Source organism: Pseudomonadota bacterium (genome assembly GCA_030860485.1).
GTDB lineage: Bacteria > Pseudomonadota > Gammaproteobacteria > JACCXJ01 > JACCXJ01 > JACCXJ01.
Genome location: JALZID010000299.1, coordinates 1 through 16,751 on the forward strand (window position 1 = coordinate 1; position 16,751 = coordinate 16,751).

The 16,751-nt window shown below is 65.4% G+C and carries 15 protein-coding genes and 2 pseudogenes; 6 read left to right on the forward strand and 11 right to left on the reverse strand.

The window, feature by feature from the left end; genetic code table 11:
* Positions 1 to 188 precede the first annotated feature (188 nt).
* The 3 genes and pseudogenes from M3461_18875 to M3461_18885 all read right to left on the reverse strand — a co-directional run bounded on the left by M3461_18875 (position 189) and on the right by M3461_18885 (position 1,074).
* Positions 189 to 348 (reverse strand): annotated as a pseudogene (locus tag M3461_18875) (helix-turn-helix domain-containing protein).
* A 107-nt stretch (positions 349 to 455) separates the two neighbouring features.
* Positions 456 to 800, reverse strand: a complete 345-nt coding sequence (locus M3461_18880) for a DUF86 domain-containing protein (protein ID MDQ3776267.1) — start codon at positions 798 to 800, stop codon at positions 456 to 458.
* A complete protein-coding gene (locus M3461_18885; protein ID MDQ3776268.1) occupies positions 781 to 1,074 on the reverse strand; it encodes a nucleotidyltransferase domain-containing protein in 294 nt (97 codons plus the stop codon). Before M3461_18885 ends, M3461_18880 begins: the two co-directional genes overlap by 20 nt.
* A gap of 185 nt (positions 1,075 to 1,259) precedes the next feature.
* Between M3461_18885 and M3461_18890 the strand changes: the two genes are divergently transcribed.
* The 5 genes from M3461_18890 to lptB all read left to right on the forward strand — a co-directional run bounded on the left by M3461_18890 (position 1,260) and on the right by lptB (position 4,772).
* Positions 1,260 to 2,261 (forward strand): KpsF/GutQ family sugar-phosphate isomerase, encoded by a 1,002-nt coding sequence (locus M3461_18890; protein MDQ3776269.1) that lies wholly within the window; start codon positions 1,260 to 1,262, stop codon positions 2,259 to 2,261.
* 5 nt (positions 2,262 to 2,266) lie between these two features.
* The gene (locus tag M3461_18895) at positions 2,267 to 2,806 is read left to right on the forward strand and encodes an HAD-IIIA family hydrolase (protein ID MDQ3776270.1); all 540 of its coding nucleotides are present in this window, start codon (positions 2,267 to 2,269) and stop codon (positions 2,804 to 2,806) included.
* Positions 2,807 to 2,885: 79 nt separating this feature from the next.
* Complete coding sequence (gene lptC / locus M3461_18900; GenBank protein ID MDQ3776271.1) at positions 2,886 to 3,440, forward strand: LPS export ABC transporter periplasmic protein LptC; 555 nt, start codon at positions 2,886 to 2,888, stop codon at positions 3,438 to 3,440.
* A 25-nt stretch (positions 3,441 to 3,465) separates the two neighbouring features.
* Entirely contained in the window at positions 3,466 to 4,002 is a 537-nt protein-coding gene (gene lptA / locus M3461_18905; GenBank protein ID MDQ3776272.1) for a lipopolysaccharide transport periplasmic protein LptA, read from the forward strand.
* Between the two features lie 44 nt (positions 4,003 to 4,046).
* Positions 4,047 to 4,772, forward strand: coding sequence for an LPS export ABC transporter ATP-binding protein (gene lptB, locus M3461_18910; GenBank protein MDQ3776273.1), 726 nt, complete (start codon positions 4,047 to 4,049; stop codon positions 4,770 to 4,772).
* A 72-nt stretch (positions 4,773 to 4,844) separates the two neighbouring features.
* Here lptB and M3461_18915 read toward each other — a convergent pair whose 3' ends face one another.
* From M3461_18915 to smc, 4 genes and pseudogenes are all read right to left on the reverse strand, one after another.
* Positions 4,845 to 5,558 carry a 4'-phosphopantetheinyl transferase superfamily protein gene (locus M3461_18915; protein ID MDQ3776274.1) on the reverse strand — a complete coding sequence of 238 codons (714 nt, stop codon included), beginning with the start codon at positions 5,556 to 5,558 and terminating at the stop codon, positions 4,845 to 4,847.
* Positions 5,559 to 5,770: 212 nt separating this feature from the next.
* A pseudogene (locus M3461_18920) lies at positions 5,771 to 6,423 on the reverse strand (NAD-dependent DNA ligase LigA).
* A complete protein-coding gene (locus tag M3461_18925) occupies positions 6,410 to 7,237 on the reverse strand; it encodes a cell division protein ZipA C-terminal FtsZ-binding domain-containing protein (GenBank protein MDQ3776275.1) in 828 nt (275 codons plus the stop codon). Before M3461_18925 ends, M3461_18920 begins: the two are co-directional and overlap by 14 nt.
* 54 nt (positions 7,238 to 7,291) lie before the next feature.
* The gene (smc, locus tag M3461_18930; GenBank protein ID MDQ3776276.1) at positions 7,292 to 10,810 is read right to left on the reverse strand and encodes a chromosome segregation protein SMC; all 3,519 of its coding nucleotides are present in this window, start codon (positions 10,808 to 10,810) and stop codon (positions 7,292 to 7,294) included.
* A 131-nt stretch (positions 10,811 to 10,941) separates the two neighbouring features.
* Here smc and yrfG point away from each other — a divergent pair, with 131 nt between their 5' ends.
* Positions 10,942 to 11,643, forward strand: coding sequence for a GMP/IMP nucleotidase (gene yrfG, locus M3461_18935; protein MDQ3776277.1), 702 nt, complete (start codon positions 10,942 to 10,944; stop codon positions 11,641 to 11,643).
* Positions 11,644 to 11,695: 52 nt separating this feature from the next.
* Here the strand turns inward: yrfG and M3461_18940 are convergent, their stop codons facing one another.
* The 4 genes from M3461_18940 to M3461_18955 all read right to left on the reverse strand — a co-directional run.
* A complete protein-coding gene (locus tag M3461_18940; protein MDQ3776278.1) occupies positions 11,696 to 13,030 on the reverse strand; it encodes a serine/threonine protein kinase in 1,335 nt (444 codons plus the stop codon).
* Positions 13,031 to 13,623: 593 nt separating this feature from the next.
* A complete protein-coding gene (locus M3461_18945) occupies positions 13,624 to 14,127 on the reverse strand; it encodes a terpene synthase family protein (GenBank protein ID MDQ3776279.1) in 504 nt (167 codons plus the stop codon).
* Between the two features lie 159 nt (positions 14,128 to 14,286).
* Positions 14,287 to 15,639, reverse strand: coding sequence for a sigma-54 dependent transcriptional regulator (locus tag M3461_18950; protein MDQ3776280.1), 1,353 nt, complete (start codon positions 15,637 to 15,639; stop codon positions 14,287 to 14,289).
* Positions 15,640 to 16,408: 769 nt separating this feature from the next.
* Positions 16,409 to 16,751: hypothetical protein (locus M3461_18955; GenBank protein ID MDQ3776281.1), on the reverse strand; the 343-nt coding region annotated here is incomplete at its 5' end.

Below are 16,751 nucleotides of genomic sequence, written 5' to 3' on the forward strand. Positions count from 1 at the left end.
AGACCACCCCTCGCGGGATTGCCCTTGCCTTCGGCTAGTAGTTGCATTTGTCCTACAATAGGACATTACCGGTACTCCTACAGGGGACTTTCACCCCATAAGTTCATGCCCATGTCGGGCGTACACGAATGCTTCGAGAGGGACGCGGCAAACAGCGCCGCGCCCCTCAAGCGGCGCCTTAGACAGTGCGCACGGGGATTCTGGTGCGCAATGGCCAGGAGGGTGCGGGCCGGCCCCGACGGAACACGGCGGCCTTTCCCACTCTTGCGGGGTGCGAACCGATACCCCAAGCAGCCGTGCGAATTCCGACTGAGCCAACCCAACCCGAGCACGGGTCTCGGAGACTGGGGGAAAGGTCATGATGCGACCGACTTCACCCCGTTTGAGCCGCCGAACTGCCGAACGCTCCTGAGGATTTCAGGCTCCGATATCGCGACAGCGTAGTTTAGTCATATTCAGTTAGCGGCCTGGACGATGAGGGGCCGCAATATGGCCACCAGGTCGGGCGCTTTATTGGTTGCCACGTCCCAAACGATCAGATAGTCCACGCCACCATAATCGCGGATGAGCCGATCCCGCATGCCTGCTATCTTCGGCCACTCGAGATCGGGGAACGCCAGGCGCGTCTCCTCCGGAACTCTCTTGGACGCCTCTCCGATGATTTCGAGGCTGCGCACAAAGGCGCGGTTGAGCACCTCATCGTTGAGAAACGCCTCGCGGGTCGTCGTCGCAGCATGTGCGGACAGGAACTCGGCCTCCCGTAAAATGTCGTGGAGCAGCTCAATCGTCGAGGGTGGCATAGCGGACGGTCGGAAGGATCAGACGGGCCTTGCTTTCGGTGATGGCCTTGTCCGTGACGAGATCCACGCGCCGACCGAGCAGTTTCTCCAGCCGTTCGTGCAGGACGAAGAAATTGTCGTAACAGCGTTTGGCGTCGTCGAACTCGACATAGACGTCCACGTCGCTGTCATCGCGTGCTTCGCCGCGGCCGAACGAGCCAAACACGCCGATCCGTCGCGCGCCGAGCGCTTGGAGTTCGGCAATATGCGCTTCAATGACAGCCAGTGGATTCATATCGGGCCCGGCATGTTACCCGGCGCCGGGGCCCCTTTCAAGCCGGCCCCAACCAATCACCCGTGCGCTTGCAGAATCCTTGTCCTTACTCATCGCGGTGGCTTACACTATTCCATTCGTAACTCAAGATGGATTTTCTCAGGGCGTGATGTTCTTGGCCCGAGGTCTCCTGTGGAGAGGGGGTGATGTCAGTACAGGCCGGCAACGCCGCGGCAGACGAGGACGAGCGCCTCAAGGCCCTGGGGCGGTCGGTGATCGATACCGAGTCTCTGGCCGTCACCGCGCTCCGCTCCCGCATCGACGACGCATTCGCACGCGCCTGCCGGTACCTGCTCGCTTGCGAGGGACGCATCGTGGTCCTCGGCATGGGCAAGTCCGGCCATATCGGCGGTAAGATCGCCGCCACCCTCGCGAGCACCGGCACCCCGGCCTGTTTCGTCCACCCCGGCGAGGCGGGCCACGGCGATATGGGCATGATCACATCGAAGGACGTGGTGCTGGCCCTCTCCAATTCCGGTGAGACGGCGGAGATCCTGATCCTGTTGCCCCTCATCAAGCGTCTGGCCGTACCGCTCGTCTGCCTCACCGGTCGCCCCGGATCGACCCTGGCGCGTGCGGCCTCGGTCCACATCGATGTGAGCGTCGGCCAGGAGGCCTGCCCCCTCGGGCTGGCGCCGACGGCCAGCACCACGGCGGCGCTGGTCATGGGCGATGCGCTCGCCATCGCGCTCCTGGAGGCGCGGGGCTTCAGCGCCGAGGACTTCGCCTTGACGCACCCAGGCGGTATCCTGGGCCGCAAGCTGCTGCTGCGGATCTCGGACATCATGCATCGGAGCGACGAGATGCCGACGGTGCACGAGGGTGATCTCCTGCGCGACGCGCTCATCGAGATGTCGCGCAAGGGCTTGGGCATGACGGTGGTGGTAGGCGCCGGCCTCCGGGTCGCCGGGGTGTTCACCGACGGGGACCTGAGGCGGACCTTGGATCGGGGGATCGATGTCCATACGGCACGCGTACACGAGGTCATGACCCACGATTGCGCCGTGGCCGTCGAGGAGCAGCTGGCCGCGGAGGTCCTCGGCATCATGCAGCGAAAGAAGATCAATGCCTTGCCGGTCGTGGATGGGGCCAAGACGCTCATCGGCGTGCTCAACATGCACGATCTCCTGCGCGCCGGCGTGATGTAGGGCGCATGCGCGGGACCGGGAAGACGGCATTGCTGGAACGGGCGGCGCGCGTGCGGCTCGCGCTCTTCGACGTGGACGGGGTGCTGACGGACGGGCGTCTCTTGCTCGGCGACCGCGGCCAGGAATACAAGGCCTTCCACACCCGCGACGGCCAGGGCCTGACCATGTTGCGCGATGGCGGCATCGAGATCGCGATCGTCTCGGGGCGCTCCTCCGCGGCGGTCGGCAAGCGCATGGCCGAGCTCGGGATCACGCTCGTCTACCAAGGCCGTCTCGACAAGCTGGCGGTGCTCAACACCATCCTCGGCAAGCGCAAGCTCGACGCGAGCGAGGTCGCCTATGTCGGCGACGATCTGCCCGACCTGCCGGTGCTGCAGAGGGTCGGGCTCGCCGTCGCGGTCGCCGACGCCCACGAGCTGGTGCAACGACACGCCCACATGAGCACCACGCGACCCGGCGGTCAGGGCGCGGTGCGTGAGGTCTGCGAGCTGATCCTCGAAGCGCGCGGGACGCTCGCGAACCACTACGCGGGTTATCTCGGCTGAGATCCCGCTTCCCCACTGCCGGTGGAGATTGATTAAAGCGCGGGCGTTATCCTGGGTTCGGCGGTGGTCGGCGGCGCTCGTGCTCCTCGCGCTGGCGGGCGCATCGGCCTGGCTGGTCTATCGGATCGACCAGAGCGAGCCGCGCGCCGCCCGACCCGAGAGCCATGAACCGGATTCGTACATGGAAGGTTTCACGCGCACGGCGATGGATGAGCGCGGGCACGTCAAGACCCGCCTGTATGCGGACCGCATGTTCCATTATCCTGACGACGACAGCACCCGGCTCACCCGGCCGCGCATCGAGATCCTCGACGACGGGCCGCCGTGGTACGCGGCCGCCGAGACCGGCTTCGTCGATGCCAAGGGCGAGGTGGTGTTGTTGCACGGCGAGGTGCGCATCTGGCGTGAGGATGCGGCCGGAGGGCGCGCCATTGAGGTCATCACGACCCGGATGCGGGTGCTCCCGACGACGCGCTATGCCGAGACCGATGACCCGGTCACGCTAATGACGCCAACGAGCGTGACCCATGCCGTGGGCATGCGCGGCGATCTCCGTTTCAACCGCCTGGAGCTTCTGAACCATGTCCGCACCCGCTATGAGAATGGCCCGTCGCGCCAAAGAAAATCGGGTTAGCGCAGGGTGCCTTCTGGCCGCGTTCATGGCCCAGGCCCTCGTGGCGCCGGTCATGGGCCTCAGCACCGACCGCGATCAGCCCATCGAGATCGAGGCCGACTTCGTCGAGATCGAAGACGAGCTCGGCGTGGCCGTCTATCGGGGCAATGTGATCGTCACCCAGGGGACCATGCGCTTCACCGGAGACATCCTCACGGTCACCTACGTCTCGGGCCAGGAGATCAAGGAGTTCCTGCTGGAGGGACAGCCGGCGCACTTCAAGCAGCGTCCCGACAACGAGGACGAGGACATCAAAGGCGAGTCCCTCCACATGCGCTACGAGGTGCAGAAGGATCTGGTCCACCTCATCGAAAAGGCCAAGGTGACGCAGAGAGGGCAGATCTACACGGGGCACCGCGCGATTTACGATCGGCGGCGCAACATCCTGACTGCTTACCGGGCCGAACCCGGCGAGGTCGGCACTTCCGGCCAGCCGATCCCTGTGGACCAAGGGCGCGTTCGCATCATCATCCCGCCGCAGGCGGGCGACGAGCCCGTCAAGAAACCCAAGAAGTCGAAGTAGCGGCGCACCCCGCACCGCTACCCCGATCGCGAGTCGCCGAGACCATGAGCGTGCTCACGGCGCGCCACCTGTCCAAGACCTTCCAATCCCGCCGGGTGGTGCGGAACGTCTGCGTGGACGTCAGAGAGGGTGAGGTGGTCGGCCTGCTCGGCCCCAACGGCGCCGGCAAGACCACCAGCTTTCACATGATCGTCGGGCTCGTGGCCGTGGACGAGGGGCGCATCGAGCTCTGCGGTGCCGATATCACCCGGCTGCCCATCGATGCACGGGCCGCGCTGGGCCTCGGCTATCTGCCACAGGAGTCTTCGGTGTTTCGCAAGCTCACAGTCGCGGACAATCTCCGGGCGGTGCTCGAGATCGTGCCGGGTCTCACGCCACACCAACGCGAGATCCGCATGCAGAACCTGTTGGAGCAGTTCCACATCGATCACATCGCGGATCGCCTGGGAGAAACCCTCTCGGGCGGCGAGCGGCGCCGGACGGAGATCGCCCGGGCGCTGGCGACTCGCCCGCGCTTCATCCTGCTCGATGAGCCCTTCGCTGGGGTGGACCCGATCTCGGTCCTGGATCTCCAGGTGACCATCGAGCAGTTGTCGAAGCTCGGGATCGGGGTCCTCGTCACCGACCACAATGTGCGCGACACGCTCAAGATCTGCCATCGCGCTTACATCGTGAACGAGGGCTCGATCATCGCCGAGGGCACGCCCAAGGCGATCCTCGACAACGAGCAGGTGCAGAAGGTCTATCTCGGCAGCCGCTTCCGCCTCTAGGCTGCCCCGACCTCGAACACCGAGTGACAGGCCCTCGTTCCGGCCCCCTGTTGCCGCCTGGTCCTGGACCGCTTAGATTTCCGCCGGCCGATCGGCGGGCGACCATAGATGACGCCGCAGACGGCACAGAGCCCCCGCGTAACAGAGGCTGGCCATGTGGCTCTCCGGCACCTCGAGATCCCACAAGCACCAGGGTTGTCCATCGTCCCAGACGGCCTCGACGCGGATGTCCCCCGGCCCGGGCAACGCCGTCACGGGCACGGTGATGGCCGAGAGCGGCAGGCTGAGCCCGAGACCGCGACCCTTGATATAGGCCTCCTTGCGCGTCCACAGCCGGAAGAATGCGGCGCGCTGTTCGGCCACGGGACACCGACGGAGCGCCTCGCGCTCGTCGTCCGAAGCCACACGCCGCGTGAGCGCGTCCCAGTCGAGCCGTGGATCGATGCACTCGGCATCGATGCCGATCGGCGCGGGCGCGATGCCCAGGAGCCCCAGATCGCCGGAATGCGTGAGGTTGAAGTGGACGGCGTCTTGAGGCGGAAGAAGCGTGGGCTTCCCGTAGGCGTCACAGCGAAAACGCAGGCTCGCCGGGTTCGCGCCGGCATGAAGTGCGAGGACCTGGCGCAGGGCGATGCGGGCCGTCACCCAGCGCCGCCGGTGGACCTCGAAACGGAATCTCGCGGCACGCTCGCGTTCGTCTTGCGACAGGCACCTCGTGGGGTCGCTCATGGTCGCCGTCAGCGGATCGAGCCCGAACTGCCAGACCTCTACCTCGTGCCGTTCCACCGGTGTTTTCTCGGATACCTACTCACAAAACGCCAGATAGGACCTCCCAGGCCGATCGGCTGAAGCCCCGCGCCCCACAATGCCCGGGGGTTGGGCGCCGCCTTCGAGCCCGGATCGACGCCCACGACGAGGTAATCGGTCTTCCCCGAGACACTGCCGCTCACCTTCGCGCCGAGGGCAAGCAAGCGCGCCTCGGCCTCCTCGCGGCTCATCGCGGTGATCCGCGGATCGAGCTGGCGCAGGCTCCCGGCCGCGGCATTGCGCGGGTTGGCAAAGGTCTTGGCGCCCTTGCGGCTCTGCTCGGCGTTCAGGGCCACGAACGCCGCCTTCGCCATATAGACCTCGGCGCGGACCTCCAGGACCCTCGGATAGCGCTGGCCGCAGAGACAGAGGGGCACGCTCGGGATGGTGCGCACGTTCTGGGTCACATCCTCGCCCCGCGTCCCATCGCCGCGGGTCGCCGCCCGCGCCAGCCGACCCTCTTGGTACAGCAGGCTCATGGCCAGTCCGTCCAGTTTCGGCTCTCCTGTGTACTCGACGACCGTCAGGCCCAGTCCCTCGCATACGCGCCGGTCGAAGGCCCGACCTCGGCCGATGAAAAGGCATTGCCGAGCGACAACATCGGAACCGCATGGACGACCGCGCCGAACTCCGGCAGGGGCGTGGCGCCCACCCGCTGGGTGGGGGAATCGGGGGTGACGAGCTCCGGGTGCTGCGCTTCGAGCTCTTGCAGCTCGCGCATGAGCCGGTCGAACTCGGCGTCCGGGACCTCGGGCTCGTCGAGGACGTGATACCGGTAGTTGTGGTACTTGATGTCCTCGCGCAGGCGGCAGAGGCGTGCGGCCGCCTCGTCACGCTCCGGCATGGGCGGCGACGGCGCGCAGGCGCGCGAGCTCCTGGGGGGTGAGCGGGCGGCGCTCGGCGTCGCGCACCTCCCCGTCCAGCGCCTCGGCAAGCCGGCAGGCGCCGTGCAACAGGAGCTCGAACGCTAGCCGCCCCTCCACCGGCGTGGGCAGGCGCATGATCAAGACCAGCCCCTCGGTGCGGGCACTCGCGAGGGTGTTGAGATCGAAGCTGCCGGGCTCCAGCATGTTTACGAGGCAGTACAGGCCGGCGGGGGATGCCAGCCGGCCCACCCCATGGTAATGAAAGACCTTCATCTCCCCGTAGCGCATCCCCAGGTCTTCGGCCGCGTCGCGGATCGCGCTGCCGGTGAAGTCCCGACCGGGAGGCGCGATGACATATAGGATGATCGCCTCCGGGCCTGATTTTTCCGACGCGCCCTTGCCGGCCGTCCCCCTGCCTTTGATCGTCTGGCCTTTGACCGTCGGGCCTTTGAACACCCGATTCCTGAACCACCCCCACCACGACCTGGAGACGTTCCGAACACGCGCCAGGGCGTCCTGAATGCGACCCGGACGGGTCGGCGCGTGTCCGGACTCGACCACCAGGTGGCTCAGATCGCTCAGGGTGCGGGTGTAATCGACCGGGGCCTCCGCGTCCTGGCCTGGCGGCCGGGCGGCCTTCGGCATCGGAACCGTGGGCTCTCCGGGGCGGGACGGTCTGCGGCCCCCGACCCTCTTCCGGCGTTTGCTTCCCCGGCCCCTGATCCCCCAAAAGTAAATGCCCGCCACCACCATGAGCCCGATCAAGAAAAGCGCGACCCGCAATTCGTTCATAAACCAGGACCCCCTCCGAAACCAACCTCCGCCATCGCCGTGCAGGAGTCCGTGCTATCCGGTCGCGGCCAGGCGCACCGCCTCGTCCACATCGACGGCGACGAGGCGCGACACCCCTGGTTCCTGCATGGTCACGCCCACTAGGCGGTGGGCGATCTCCATGGTGATCTTGTTGTGGGTGATGAGCAGGAACTGGACGTCTTCGGACATCGATCCGAGGAGCCGACACAGGTGCGCGGCGTTGGCGTCGTCGAGCGGGGCATCCACCTCATCGAGCAGGCAGAACGGCGCCGGGTGAAGCTTGAAGAGCGCGAACACCAGCGCCAGGGCCGTCAGCGCCTTCTCGCCCCCGGATAGCAGATGGATGCTGCTGTTGCGCTTGCCGGGAGGACGGGCCATGACGGTGACGCCCGTCTCCAGGAGGTCCTCGCCGGTCAGCTCCAGGTGGGCCTCGCCACCGCCGAAAAGTCCCGGGAAGATGACCCCGAGATGGGCATCCACCTGTTCGAAGGTCTCCTTGAACCGGCCGCGGGTGTCCCCGTCGATGCGCCGGATGGCATCCTCCAGGGTCCCGAGCGCCGCGGTGAGATCGGCGTGCTGGCTGTCGAGATAGGTCTTGCGCTCCCCGAGCGCCTCGAACTCCTCCATGGCCGCGAGGTTCACGGCCCCGAGCCGCGCCAGCCGCTCGGCGATACGCGTGAGGCGCTCCTCGAACGCGGCCGGCAAGGCGTCCTCGGGCAGTGCGGCGAGCAATTCGTCGAGTACGAGCCCCTGTCCCGCGAGCTGCTCCCGGCAAGCCTCGAGACGCACCCGCAGGTTCTCGCGTGCCAGCCGCGCCTCGCCCAGGCGCTCGCGGCACGCATCGGCATCGCGCTCGCGGAGGAGACGCCGCTCCGCCGCCTCCCGCAGGGCCGCATCCCAGCGCTCCAAAGCGGCACGCGCCTCGGACAGCTCGGCCTCCACCGACAGCCTAGCCTCCAGCGCCCCGGGCAGGGCCTGTTCCAGGGCCGTCAAGGGCCCCAGGCCCTCCGCCAGGGCCGAGCGCAGCTCACGGCAGCGCGCCCCGAGCTGCTCCAGGGCCTCGGACTCCCGCCGTTCGCCCTCGCCCAGCACCCCGTAGCGCGCCCTCAGGGACTCGATCCGCAGCGACAGCGCGTGGCTGTCTTCACGCGCCGCGCGCCACGCCTCGCGGGCGGTCGACAGGGCCGGACCCAGCGCCCCTCTGCGACTCTCCAAGGCCAGGCGTCGCGTCCCAGTCTCCGCGAGCGCCGCATGAAGGGTCAGGAGCCGTGCTGCGGTCATGGCCTCGTCGTCCGCGTCGCACCCCTCTTGTGCCTCTAGCGTCGTGATCTCCTGCGCCAGCGCGCCCAACCGCAGCGCACGCTGCGCCTTCGCGGCTTCCGCCGCGGCCACCTCGGAGCGCACACCGGCCACGACCTCCTGGGCGCGGGCGATGGCGGCCTGCAGCTTGGATTCCTCCGCCTCCAGGCGCGCGTCGCTCTCACGCGCCTCCCGCGCCTCGCGCAGGGACCTCTCGACGGCCTCCTCCAGCGCCGCGCGCTCCCCCTCCAGGGATTGGATCTCCTGCTGCCTTTCGATGATCCCCGTCCGTCCCGGGATCCGCCCGGTGCGTCGCAGCCAGTCCGGTCCGATCTGGACCCCGTCACGCGTCACCAGGGACTCGGCAGCGTTGAGACCGCGGCGCAGCGCCAGGGCCTCGTCCAGCCCTTCGGCGGCATACACGCCGCCGAGCACGCCGTCGAGCCATACCGGACTTTGTACCTTTTCTATCAACAAGGGCGCCACGGCCCCGGACGGACGGAGCGGCGCCGGGCCCGCCCCTGCCTCGATCAGGCCCACGCCATGCTCGCCCAGATCGGGCAGTACACGGGCCGCCTCGGCCAGCGACCCTACCGAGAAGGCGCCCAGCCAATCCCCCAGGACCGACTCGACCGCCGGTTCCCACCCGACCTCGACTCGGATGTGCTCGACGAGGGGCACGGGCGCGGCCGTCCCGGCCAGGGCGAGCCACTCCCGGACCGCCCCATCATGGCCATCCATCCCCGCTTCCTGCAGCGTACACAGGGAGGACAGGCGCCCGAGCGCGGTCGCGAGCGTCTCGCGCAACTCGCCCAGGTGGCGGTTCAGTGCGTCGCGCCGCGCGCGCTCTTCGCGCAGGGCCTCGCGATTCCCGGCCCGCTCCGACTCGCGCTGGGCCAGGATCGCACCGGCCTCGCCGAGCCGGCTTTCGAACACCGCGATCTCATCGCTACCAGCGAGCGCCTCCAGGCGCCCGCGCTCGTCGTGCATCGTCCCGAGACGCGCTTGCCGCTCGCTCCGCCGCTCCGCCAGGTGGACCGCACGCGCGGCCAGCGCGGACTCTTCGCTACTCCGCTGTTCGCCCTCCGCGTTCGCCGCGTCCCACTCGGATTGCCAGCCTTCCATGGCCTCTTCGCAAAGGGCCAGGTCCTCGAAGGCCGATCCCTCGGCCAGACGGGCTTCCCGCGAACGCGGCTCCAAAAGCGCGATCTCTTCGGTCGTGCGCGCGATGGCCGCGCGCAACTCGGCGCGCCGGGCCTCGGCCTCCTCGAGCGCGCGGCCGGCGCGTTCGAGCTCGGCCATGAGCCCCTCGCGTCGCTCCCGGGCATGGCCGATCGCCTGTTCGAGCCGGGCGATCTCCGCCCCGGCCCGGTAATACCGGCCCTGCACCTCGTCGAAGCCCTCGCGCGCCTGCGACTCGTCGGCGCGCCCTGCCTCTAGCTCAGCCTCCACTGAGCGCAGGGCCGCCAGCGCCGCCTCGACCTCGGTCTCGCACTCGACGGTCAGCCGTTCCTGGACCTCGGATCCCTGCGACAGCGACCTGACGGACAGCGCCAGGAGCTGGCCCTTGACCAGGCGCTGTTCGTCGCTGAGCCGCCTGTACCGGGCCGCCGCCCTGGCCTGTTGCTCTAGGCGTTCGAGCTGCCGGTCGAGCTCCGCGCGCAGATCGCCGAGCCGCGCCAGGTTTTCGCGGGCGTGCTGGATGCGGATCTCGGTCTCGTGGCGGCGCTCCTTGTACTTGGAGATCCCGGCCGCCTCCTCCAGGAACACCCGCAAGTCCGCAGGCTTGGCCTCGACCATGCGCGAGATCATCCCCTGCTCGATCACGGCGTAGCTGCGCGCACCGAGCCCCGTACCGAGAAACAGGCCGACGATGTCGCGGCGCCGGCAGCGCACCCCGTTCAGGAAATAGCTGGAGGTCCCGTCCCGGCTCACCTGACGCTTCACGGACACCTCGGCATAGCTCGCGTACTGCCCGCCGAAGCCACCGTCGGCGTTCTCGAAGATGATCTCGACCGTGGCCTGCCCCACGGGCTTGCGGTTGCCGGAGCCGTTGAAGATCACGTCGGCCATCGAGCCCCCGCGCAGGTGCTTGGCCGAGGTCTCCCCCAGGACCCACAGGACGGCATCGATGAGGTTCGACTTGCCGCAGCCGTTCGGCCCCACGACGCCGGTCAGATTGCCCGACAGATCCAGGGTGGTCGGGTCCACAAAGGACTTGAACCCCGCGAGCCTGATCTTGGATAGCTTCATCGCGCGGTAAGATACAAGATACGGTGGCGAGCGTACAGGATTCCCTAGTCCAGGCTCGGACCGATGCAAATCCGGTAATTGATTGAATGGTAAGGATAACGTGATTCCTCTTCTGGACCCTTTCGAGACCGATGGCGGGCGCTAAGGCCCTAGGTGGCGAGGTGCGGGAGGCGATGCTCGACTGGTCTTCGGTGGAGACGGTGTTGCTGGACCTCGACGGCACGCTCCTCGATCTCCACTTCGACACCCATTTCTGGACCGAGCACCTGCCGCTCCGCTATGCCGAGCGGTCCGGTATCGGCCTTTTGGCCGCCAAGGCCGAGCTGGCGCCGAGGCTCAAGGCACGGGAGGGATCACTGGCCTGGTATTGCGTCGATTACTGGACGCGAGAGCTAGGCATCGAGATCGCCGAGATCAAACGCGAGGTCGCGCATCTGATCGCGCCACACCCGCGGGTACCCGAGTTCCTCGCCGCGCTGCGCGCGCTCGGCAAGCGCATGGTGCTCGCCACCAACGCCCACCCCAAGAGCCTCGCGATCAAGCTCCCGCGCGCCGGGCTGACCGGACACTTCGACGCGATCCTGTGCGCGCACGCCCTCGGCGCCCCCAAAGAACAGCCCCGGTTCTGGGACCTGGCGCGGACGCACGAGCCCTTCGACGGCCGGCGCACGCTCCTCATCGACGACAACCTCGCTTGCCTTCGCACCGCAAAGGCCGCCGGGATCCGCTTCCTCTACGGCGTGCACCGGCCCGACAGCCGCGCACCACCCCATCCCCCTTCCGAGTTTCCCGCCATCACCGGCTTCGGGGACATCATGCCGCCCTGTCGGTGACTGAGCGACCGAGCGGGCGTCGCCGTCGCCGCCCGTCGGGGCCAGGCGGCGATCAGCGGCTGGGGAGAAACGAGAGCTTGTCGAGGGCGTTCGCCAATTCCCCGGCGTCCTGATAGCGGTCTTCGGGGGACTTGGCCAGTAGGCGCTCGAGCAGCCGTTGATAGACCGCGACGGCGCTCGGTAGATGTGGGATGGGTGCACCGATATGCTGGGCCATGACCTCGACGGCCGTCTTGCCCGTATAGGGCTTCGCGCCGGTCAGCATCTCGTAGAGGAGGGTCCCCGCGCTGTATAGATCGCAGCGGGGATCCCCGGGTAGGCCCTCGCATTGTTCCGGGCTCATGTAGTAGGGCGTGCCGAACGCCGGTGCCTGCCCCTCCGCTTCCCGATCGGCCGTGGCGTCGTGGTGCCGGGCGATGCCGAAATCGATGAGCGCGAGGCTATCGTCCTCGCGGAACATGAGGTTCTGCGGTTTGAGGTCGCGATGCACGATGCCGTGGGCATGGATGACCGCGAGCGCGCGCAGCACCTGACAGAAGATGCGCAGTGCCGTCGCCGGCGGCAATGCCCCATATCGCAGGCGGTCCTTCAGATCGCCCTGGGAAAAGTACTCCATGGCGATGTAGACGTGCGTATCCGTGAACCCCTGCTCGTAGATCCGGACGACATGGGGGCTTTTTACATGCGAGATGAGGTTGTACTCTCGCATGAATAGGTCCAGGAAGCGCTCGTCCTCGATGAGCTTGCTGTCCAGGATCTTGAGCGCCATCGGGATCCCCTTGGCCAGATGCTGGGCGAGGAAGATCGTCGACATACCGCCGGAACCGAGCTTGCGCAGCATCAGGAAACCGTTCAGCCGCACCGCCTCGAGCCGGCTGCCAACATTTCGGCGCAGCAGGAAGACATCGGACCCGGCGTCCTCCAGGGGTTCGGTATCGCCATAGGCACCGATCGGTACCGTATCGGCGGACTGCCAGGTCGCATCGCTGCTGCCCGAGCCACTCGCGAGCGCCACACGCACCACAGCACCTAAGGCCGCGGGCGAGAGGTCCGATTTGTGGAGCGATAGCGCGGCGTTTTCATGCGACCGAGGTGTCGCACCGTCTAGGAGCCATACGATGGGCGGGTGCCCGGGGTGCGCCGTGAGGTCCTCCGGGAATACCCCAGCGCCTTCGAGCGCGTTATCCACGAGCACCACGTCGGCGTCCGTGCGCCCCACGGCACCGGCCGTGCGCTTCGGCACGCATGGGTCCCACTCGTGGATCTCGGCATTGGGCCATTCCATCGCGACCAGCTGCGCGAGCAACAGGCGCAGGTCCTCGCTCTCGCTGACGATGAGGATGCGCCGTGTCCCGGCGGGCTTGAAGGCGTATATGGGCAACTCCATTCCCTGGCGTTCGATCTGGAGGCAAGACGGCGCGATCGACGGGACCGGCGTGCAATTCTCACATTACGCTGGGAGGTGTCCGACCGCGAGTGGAGCGGTTTTGCGTTTTCGCGATCCGCCGGTCCTTGCCTCGCCGGCTGACCGTTTAGTGGTGCCTCCCTGCGAGGGCTGTTTCGGCATAGGCTGGGCCGACCTTGAGAGACGGCCCAGGTCGGTACACTCGTCCGTCCCGTGCGGATCGATAAAACCGCCGGTCGCGAACCCCGCGGCGCGTTCACCTTACCCAGGCGCATGCTCTACGAGGTCTGTCGATCGCTGCCGGAAGGCGCAAGTGTGGAGATATCCGTTTCCGAGGGCCAGGCGACGGTGCGTAGGCGGAGGCGCGCGACCTAATCGGATGCCATCAGAACTGGGGGCATAAAGGCGCCCTCGTTGCGCACCGTGGGCGAAGGTGGGGTTTGGGCTTCGGCATAGCGATACCGGCCGGTTTCACACGACCAGTCGATGTTTCCCCCGCATATAGGTCCGAAAGACCCCGACGAAGCGTTGAACCAAGCTGTCGACGGCCGGGCCGAACGACGGTAGCCGCGCTTCTAGCGCAATGAAACGTTTGACCTCACGCTCGATGAGCACGCAACCCGGTCTATCGCCGCCTGGAGGCTGATACGCTCCTCGTGTTGGAGGATCAGCGCGAGGTTGTGCATATCGTGGTGGGCTCGCTCCTTCTGCAACGAGAAAACGTCGTTGGACCACAAGACCACGTTGGAGGTTATCAGCATGAGCCGCTGATAGCACGGGTGCTTTCGCACCACGAGTGGAAGCATGTCGCCCTCAGTCAGATCAATAAGATCGAGAACGATGTACATGCCGCCCGCGAAGGGCCGAATCCGGGTATAGGTTGTCGAGTCTGGCCACACTCCGAGTTCGCGGTTCTTGGCCTCCCAGACCCCCGCCTCGAAATACTCGGAGATACTCACGGCGAAACGGTCCATCCGCGCCCGGGACATGAGGCCGTCCATACGACCCCGGAGGTCGCATAAGGCCTGGATCAGGGCCGCGTCCGGCCGGTCAGGCCGGGGGCGTGAACGCGTAGGCATGTTTTCAAGCCCCAGGCCCGAAAGCGCCTCCAGACATTGGGCACGGATGCCTTACAGAGGCTCAGCATAAGGGCGTCGTTCCCGACAGAATTACCGCGCCTCGGGAGGGGGGATGGATTCGCTGGCTACGGGTCTGGTGTGGCCCTGTAGAGGCAAGGATTACCTTTGAATAGTGATCCCGTACTTTTTAATCAGGCGGTAGAGGGTCACGTGCGAGACCCCAAGGGCACGCGCGGTTTCTAATACGCAATTATCGGTTTGCACCAGGCCGCGCTCTACAGTCGCTTTTTCCGCCCTTTCTTTGGCTTCCCTCAAATTTAATGGATATGGTTTCTCGAAGAGTTCCTCTAGCCCAAGATCAGCAGGCGCAATTAAACGATTTTCGCACATCACCATGGCAGACTGGATGCGGTTTTTCAATTCCCGTACGTTTCCTGGCCAGCCATAGCGGTTTATCGCCCGCAGCGCTTGGCGACTAAACCCCCTCACAGAGCAGATCCTCTTCTCCTTAACAGTTTCGAAAAGAAACTGCGCAAGCAGTTTGATGTCCTGCCCTCGGTCCCGTAGCGGGGGCATTTTCAGCCGCAGCACGTTCAATCGGTAATAGAGGTCTTCTCGGAATTGACCCTGTCGTACAGCTTCTTCAACATCGATGTGGGTGGCTGCAATTACCCGAACATCCACGGGCATCTCTTCGTGACCGCCGATGCGATAAATGGTCCCATATTGTAGAAACCGCAGCAGGTTGACTTGCAATTCAGGCGATAGATCACCGATTTCATCCAGAAATATGGTGCCGCCAGCGGCCAGTTCGATGAACCCTATCTTACGTTGATTGGCGCCGGTAAATGCGCCCTTCTCGTAACCAAAGAGCTCCGACTGGATTAAACCGGCCGGCAGAGCACCGCAATTAAGGGCTATAAAGGGGCCCTTGGAACGAACAGAATGGTTATGAATAGCCTGCGCCGCGAGTTCCTTGCCCGTACCACTCTCCCCTGTGATTAACACTGGCATATCGACGCGCACCAGCTTGGCTATGCTGCGGAATACCTTCTGCATCGCGGCGCTAGCCCCCGCCATTCCGTAGTGGCTGAAGTCCTCATTTTGTTGCCAAAATACACTTTTTTTCACGTCGGCCATCCCATAAGCATGGCCGAGGGTGATAAGCAGACGGTTAAGATCAGTGGGCAGCGTATGATAATCGTAAAAATGCTCTGCGATCAGTTGACGGATATTCCGGTTTTCCATGCTGGCCGAAGACACCAAGGCGATCCATTCCATCTGCATTCCTTCATGAAGAAGATCGTAGATGGCTCGTTGTAAGAACTCGTCTTCAAGAGGCTCTAATTGGACCAGTCCCAGGCACAAATTATGCTCGTTGAGCAGATCCCGGGCCCTTAAAAAATCAGATACTATATAGATGTCCTGACCGGCTGATCTAATCTGTGAACTGAGCGAGCAATTGTGATCCGGTGTTAAATAGAGGATCTTCGGACTTTCCTTGATGGTCAATGGGGTGTAGACCTCTCGTTTACATGAGCTGGGGTGTCGCTATGCTCGTGATGCATTTCGGCCGTCCTGTTCCTGAAATGCACTCGCACGACGCGACAGGTTATTGGTGCCGCGATTCGTCCTGCGTCCGCAGCGTCGCACCACTGCGCGGTGCGACACAGCTCCCACAATGTCTTTACGGCGCATGCGTCTCCTGCTTCGCCCGTCGACGCGCGCCTATCGCGGGCTCGACTTCGCCTTCGGCTCTCCATGTCTCGTCGGGGGTCGGGGAATTTGTCAATAGAGTTCCCTATAAATCAAGATAAATTGTTAGCGGGGTTTTTTAGCTTGATACCATCCGTCACAAATTTTAAGCAAAAACCGGTGTAGTCAAGCCTCTGGGCAACGGCGGTGTGACGGCGGTGAATCGGGCGACCACAGCCGCTTTAAGGAAAGGGTAGGACGTTCAACGCGGTTTTGCAACTGTACTGTTGCGTCGGACGGGCCGGTCGGTGATTGGGTGGTCCGCGTGGCGGCGGGAAGGGGCGTTTGGGCTGGCCCTGGCCGGGTTGTGGGTGGCTGTCGGGGCTTTCGGGTGACGCAAAGGCGAGCACCCGGGCGCCGGGACGCGAACCCACCGGTGCCGGTCAAGGCACCTTAGCTGGCAGGATGGTTTGAAGTGGAACGGCGCCTACCAGCGTGAAGCATCCATCCCTGGATTGGCCGCAACATCCTGTTGCTCCGACGCTTCGCGTTCACCCGCTGGTCAAACTCATACTCGGATAGGGGTTCACGCAGGGCGAACATCGCCTTCGCGCGTATCGAAGTACTCCTGCCAGGGAGGACCGCGGGCGGGCGGGGCGATGTGCGGTGCCTGGGTGGGCTCGCCGAGGTAGGCGCGGATGCGCGTGATAGATCCGCTATCGGTGACGAAGCCGATCAGTCGCATCGGCTCCCCATAGCACGGGCAGAGGACTTGCAGCCTCGGCGCGCTAGGCAGGCTCATCCCTAGCAGCCTGTCGGACTTAGCGTGGAACTTTTCAAGCGCGAGGGGATCGGATCGGTCAGGGTTCCGATGAGCGAGCGCGCATGAGCCATTTCCGTCCCTGTGATCGTGACACCCCTTACCTGCT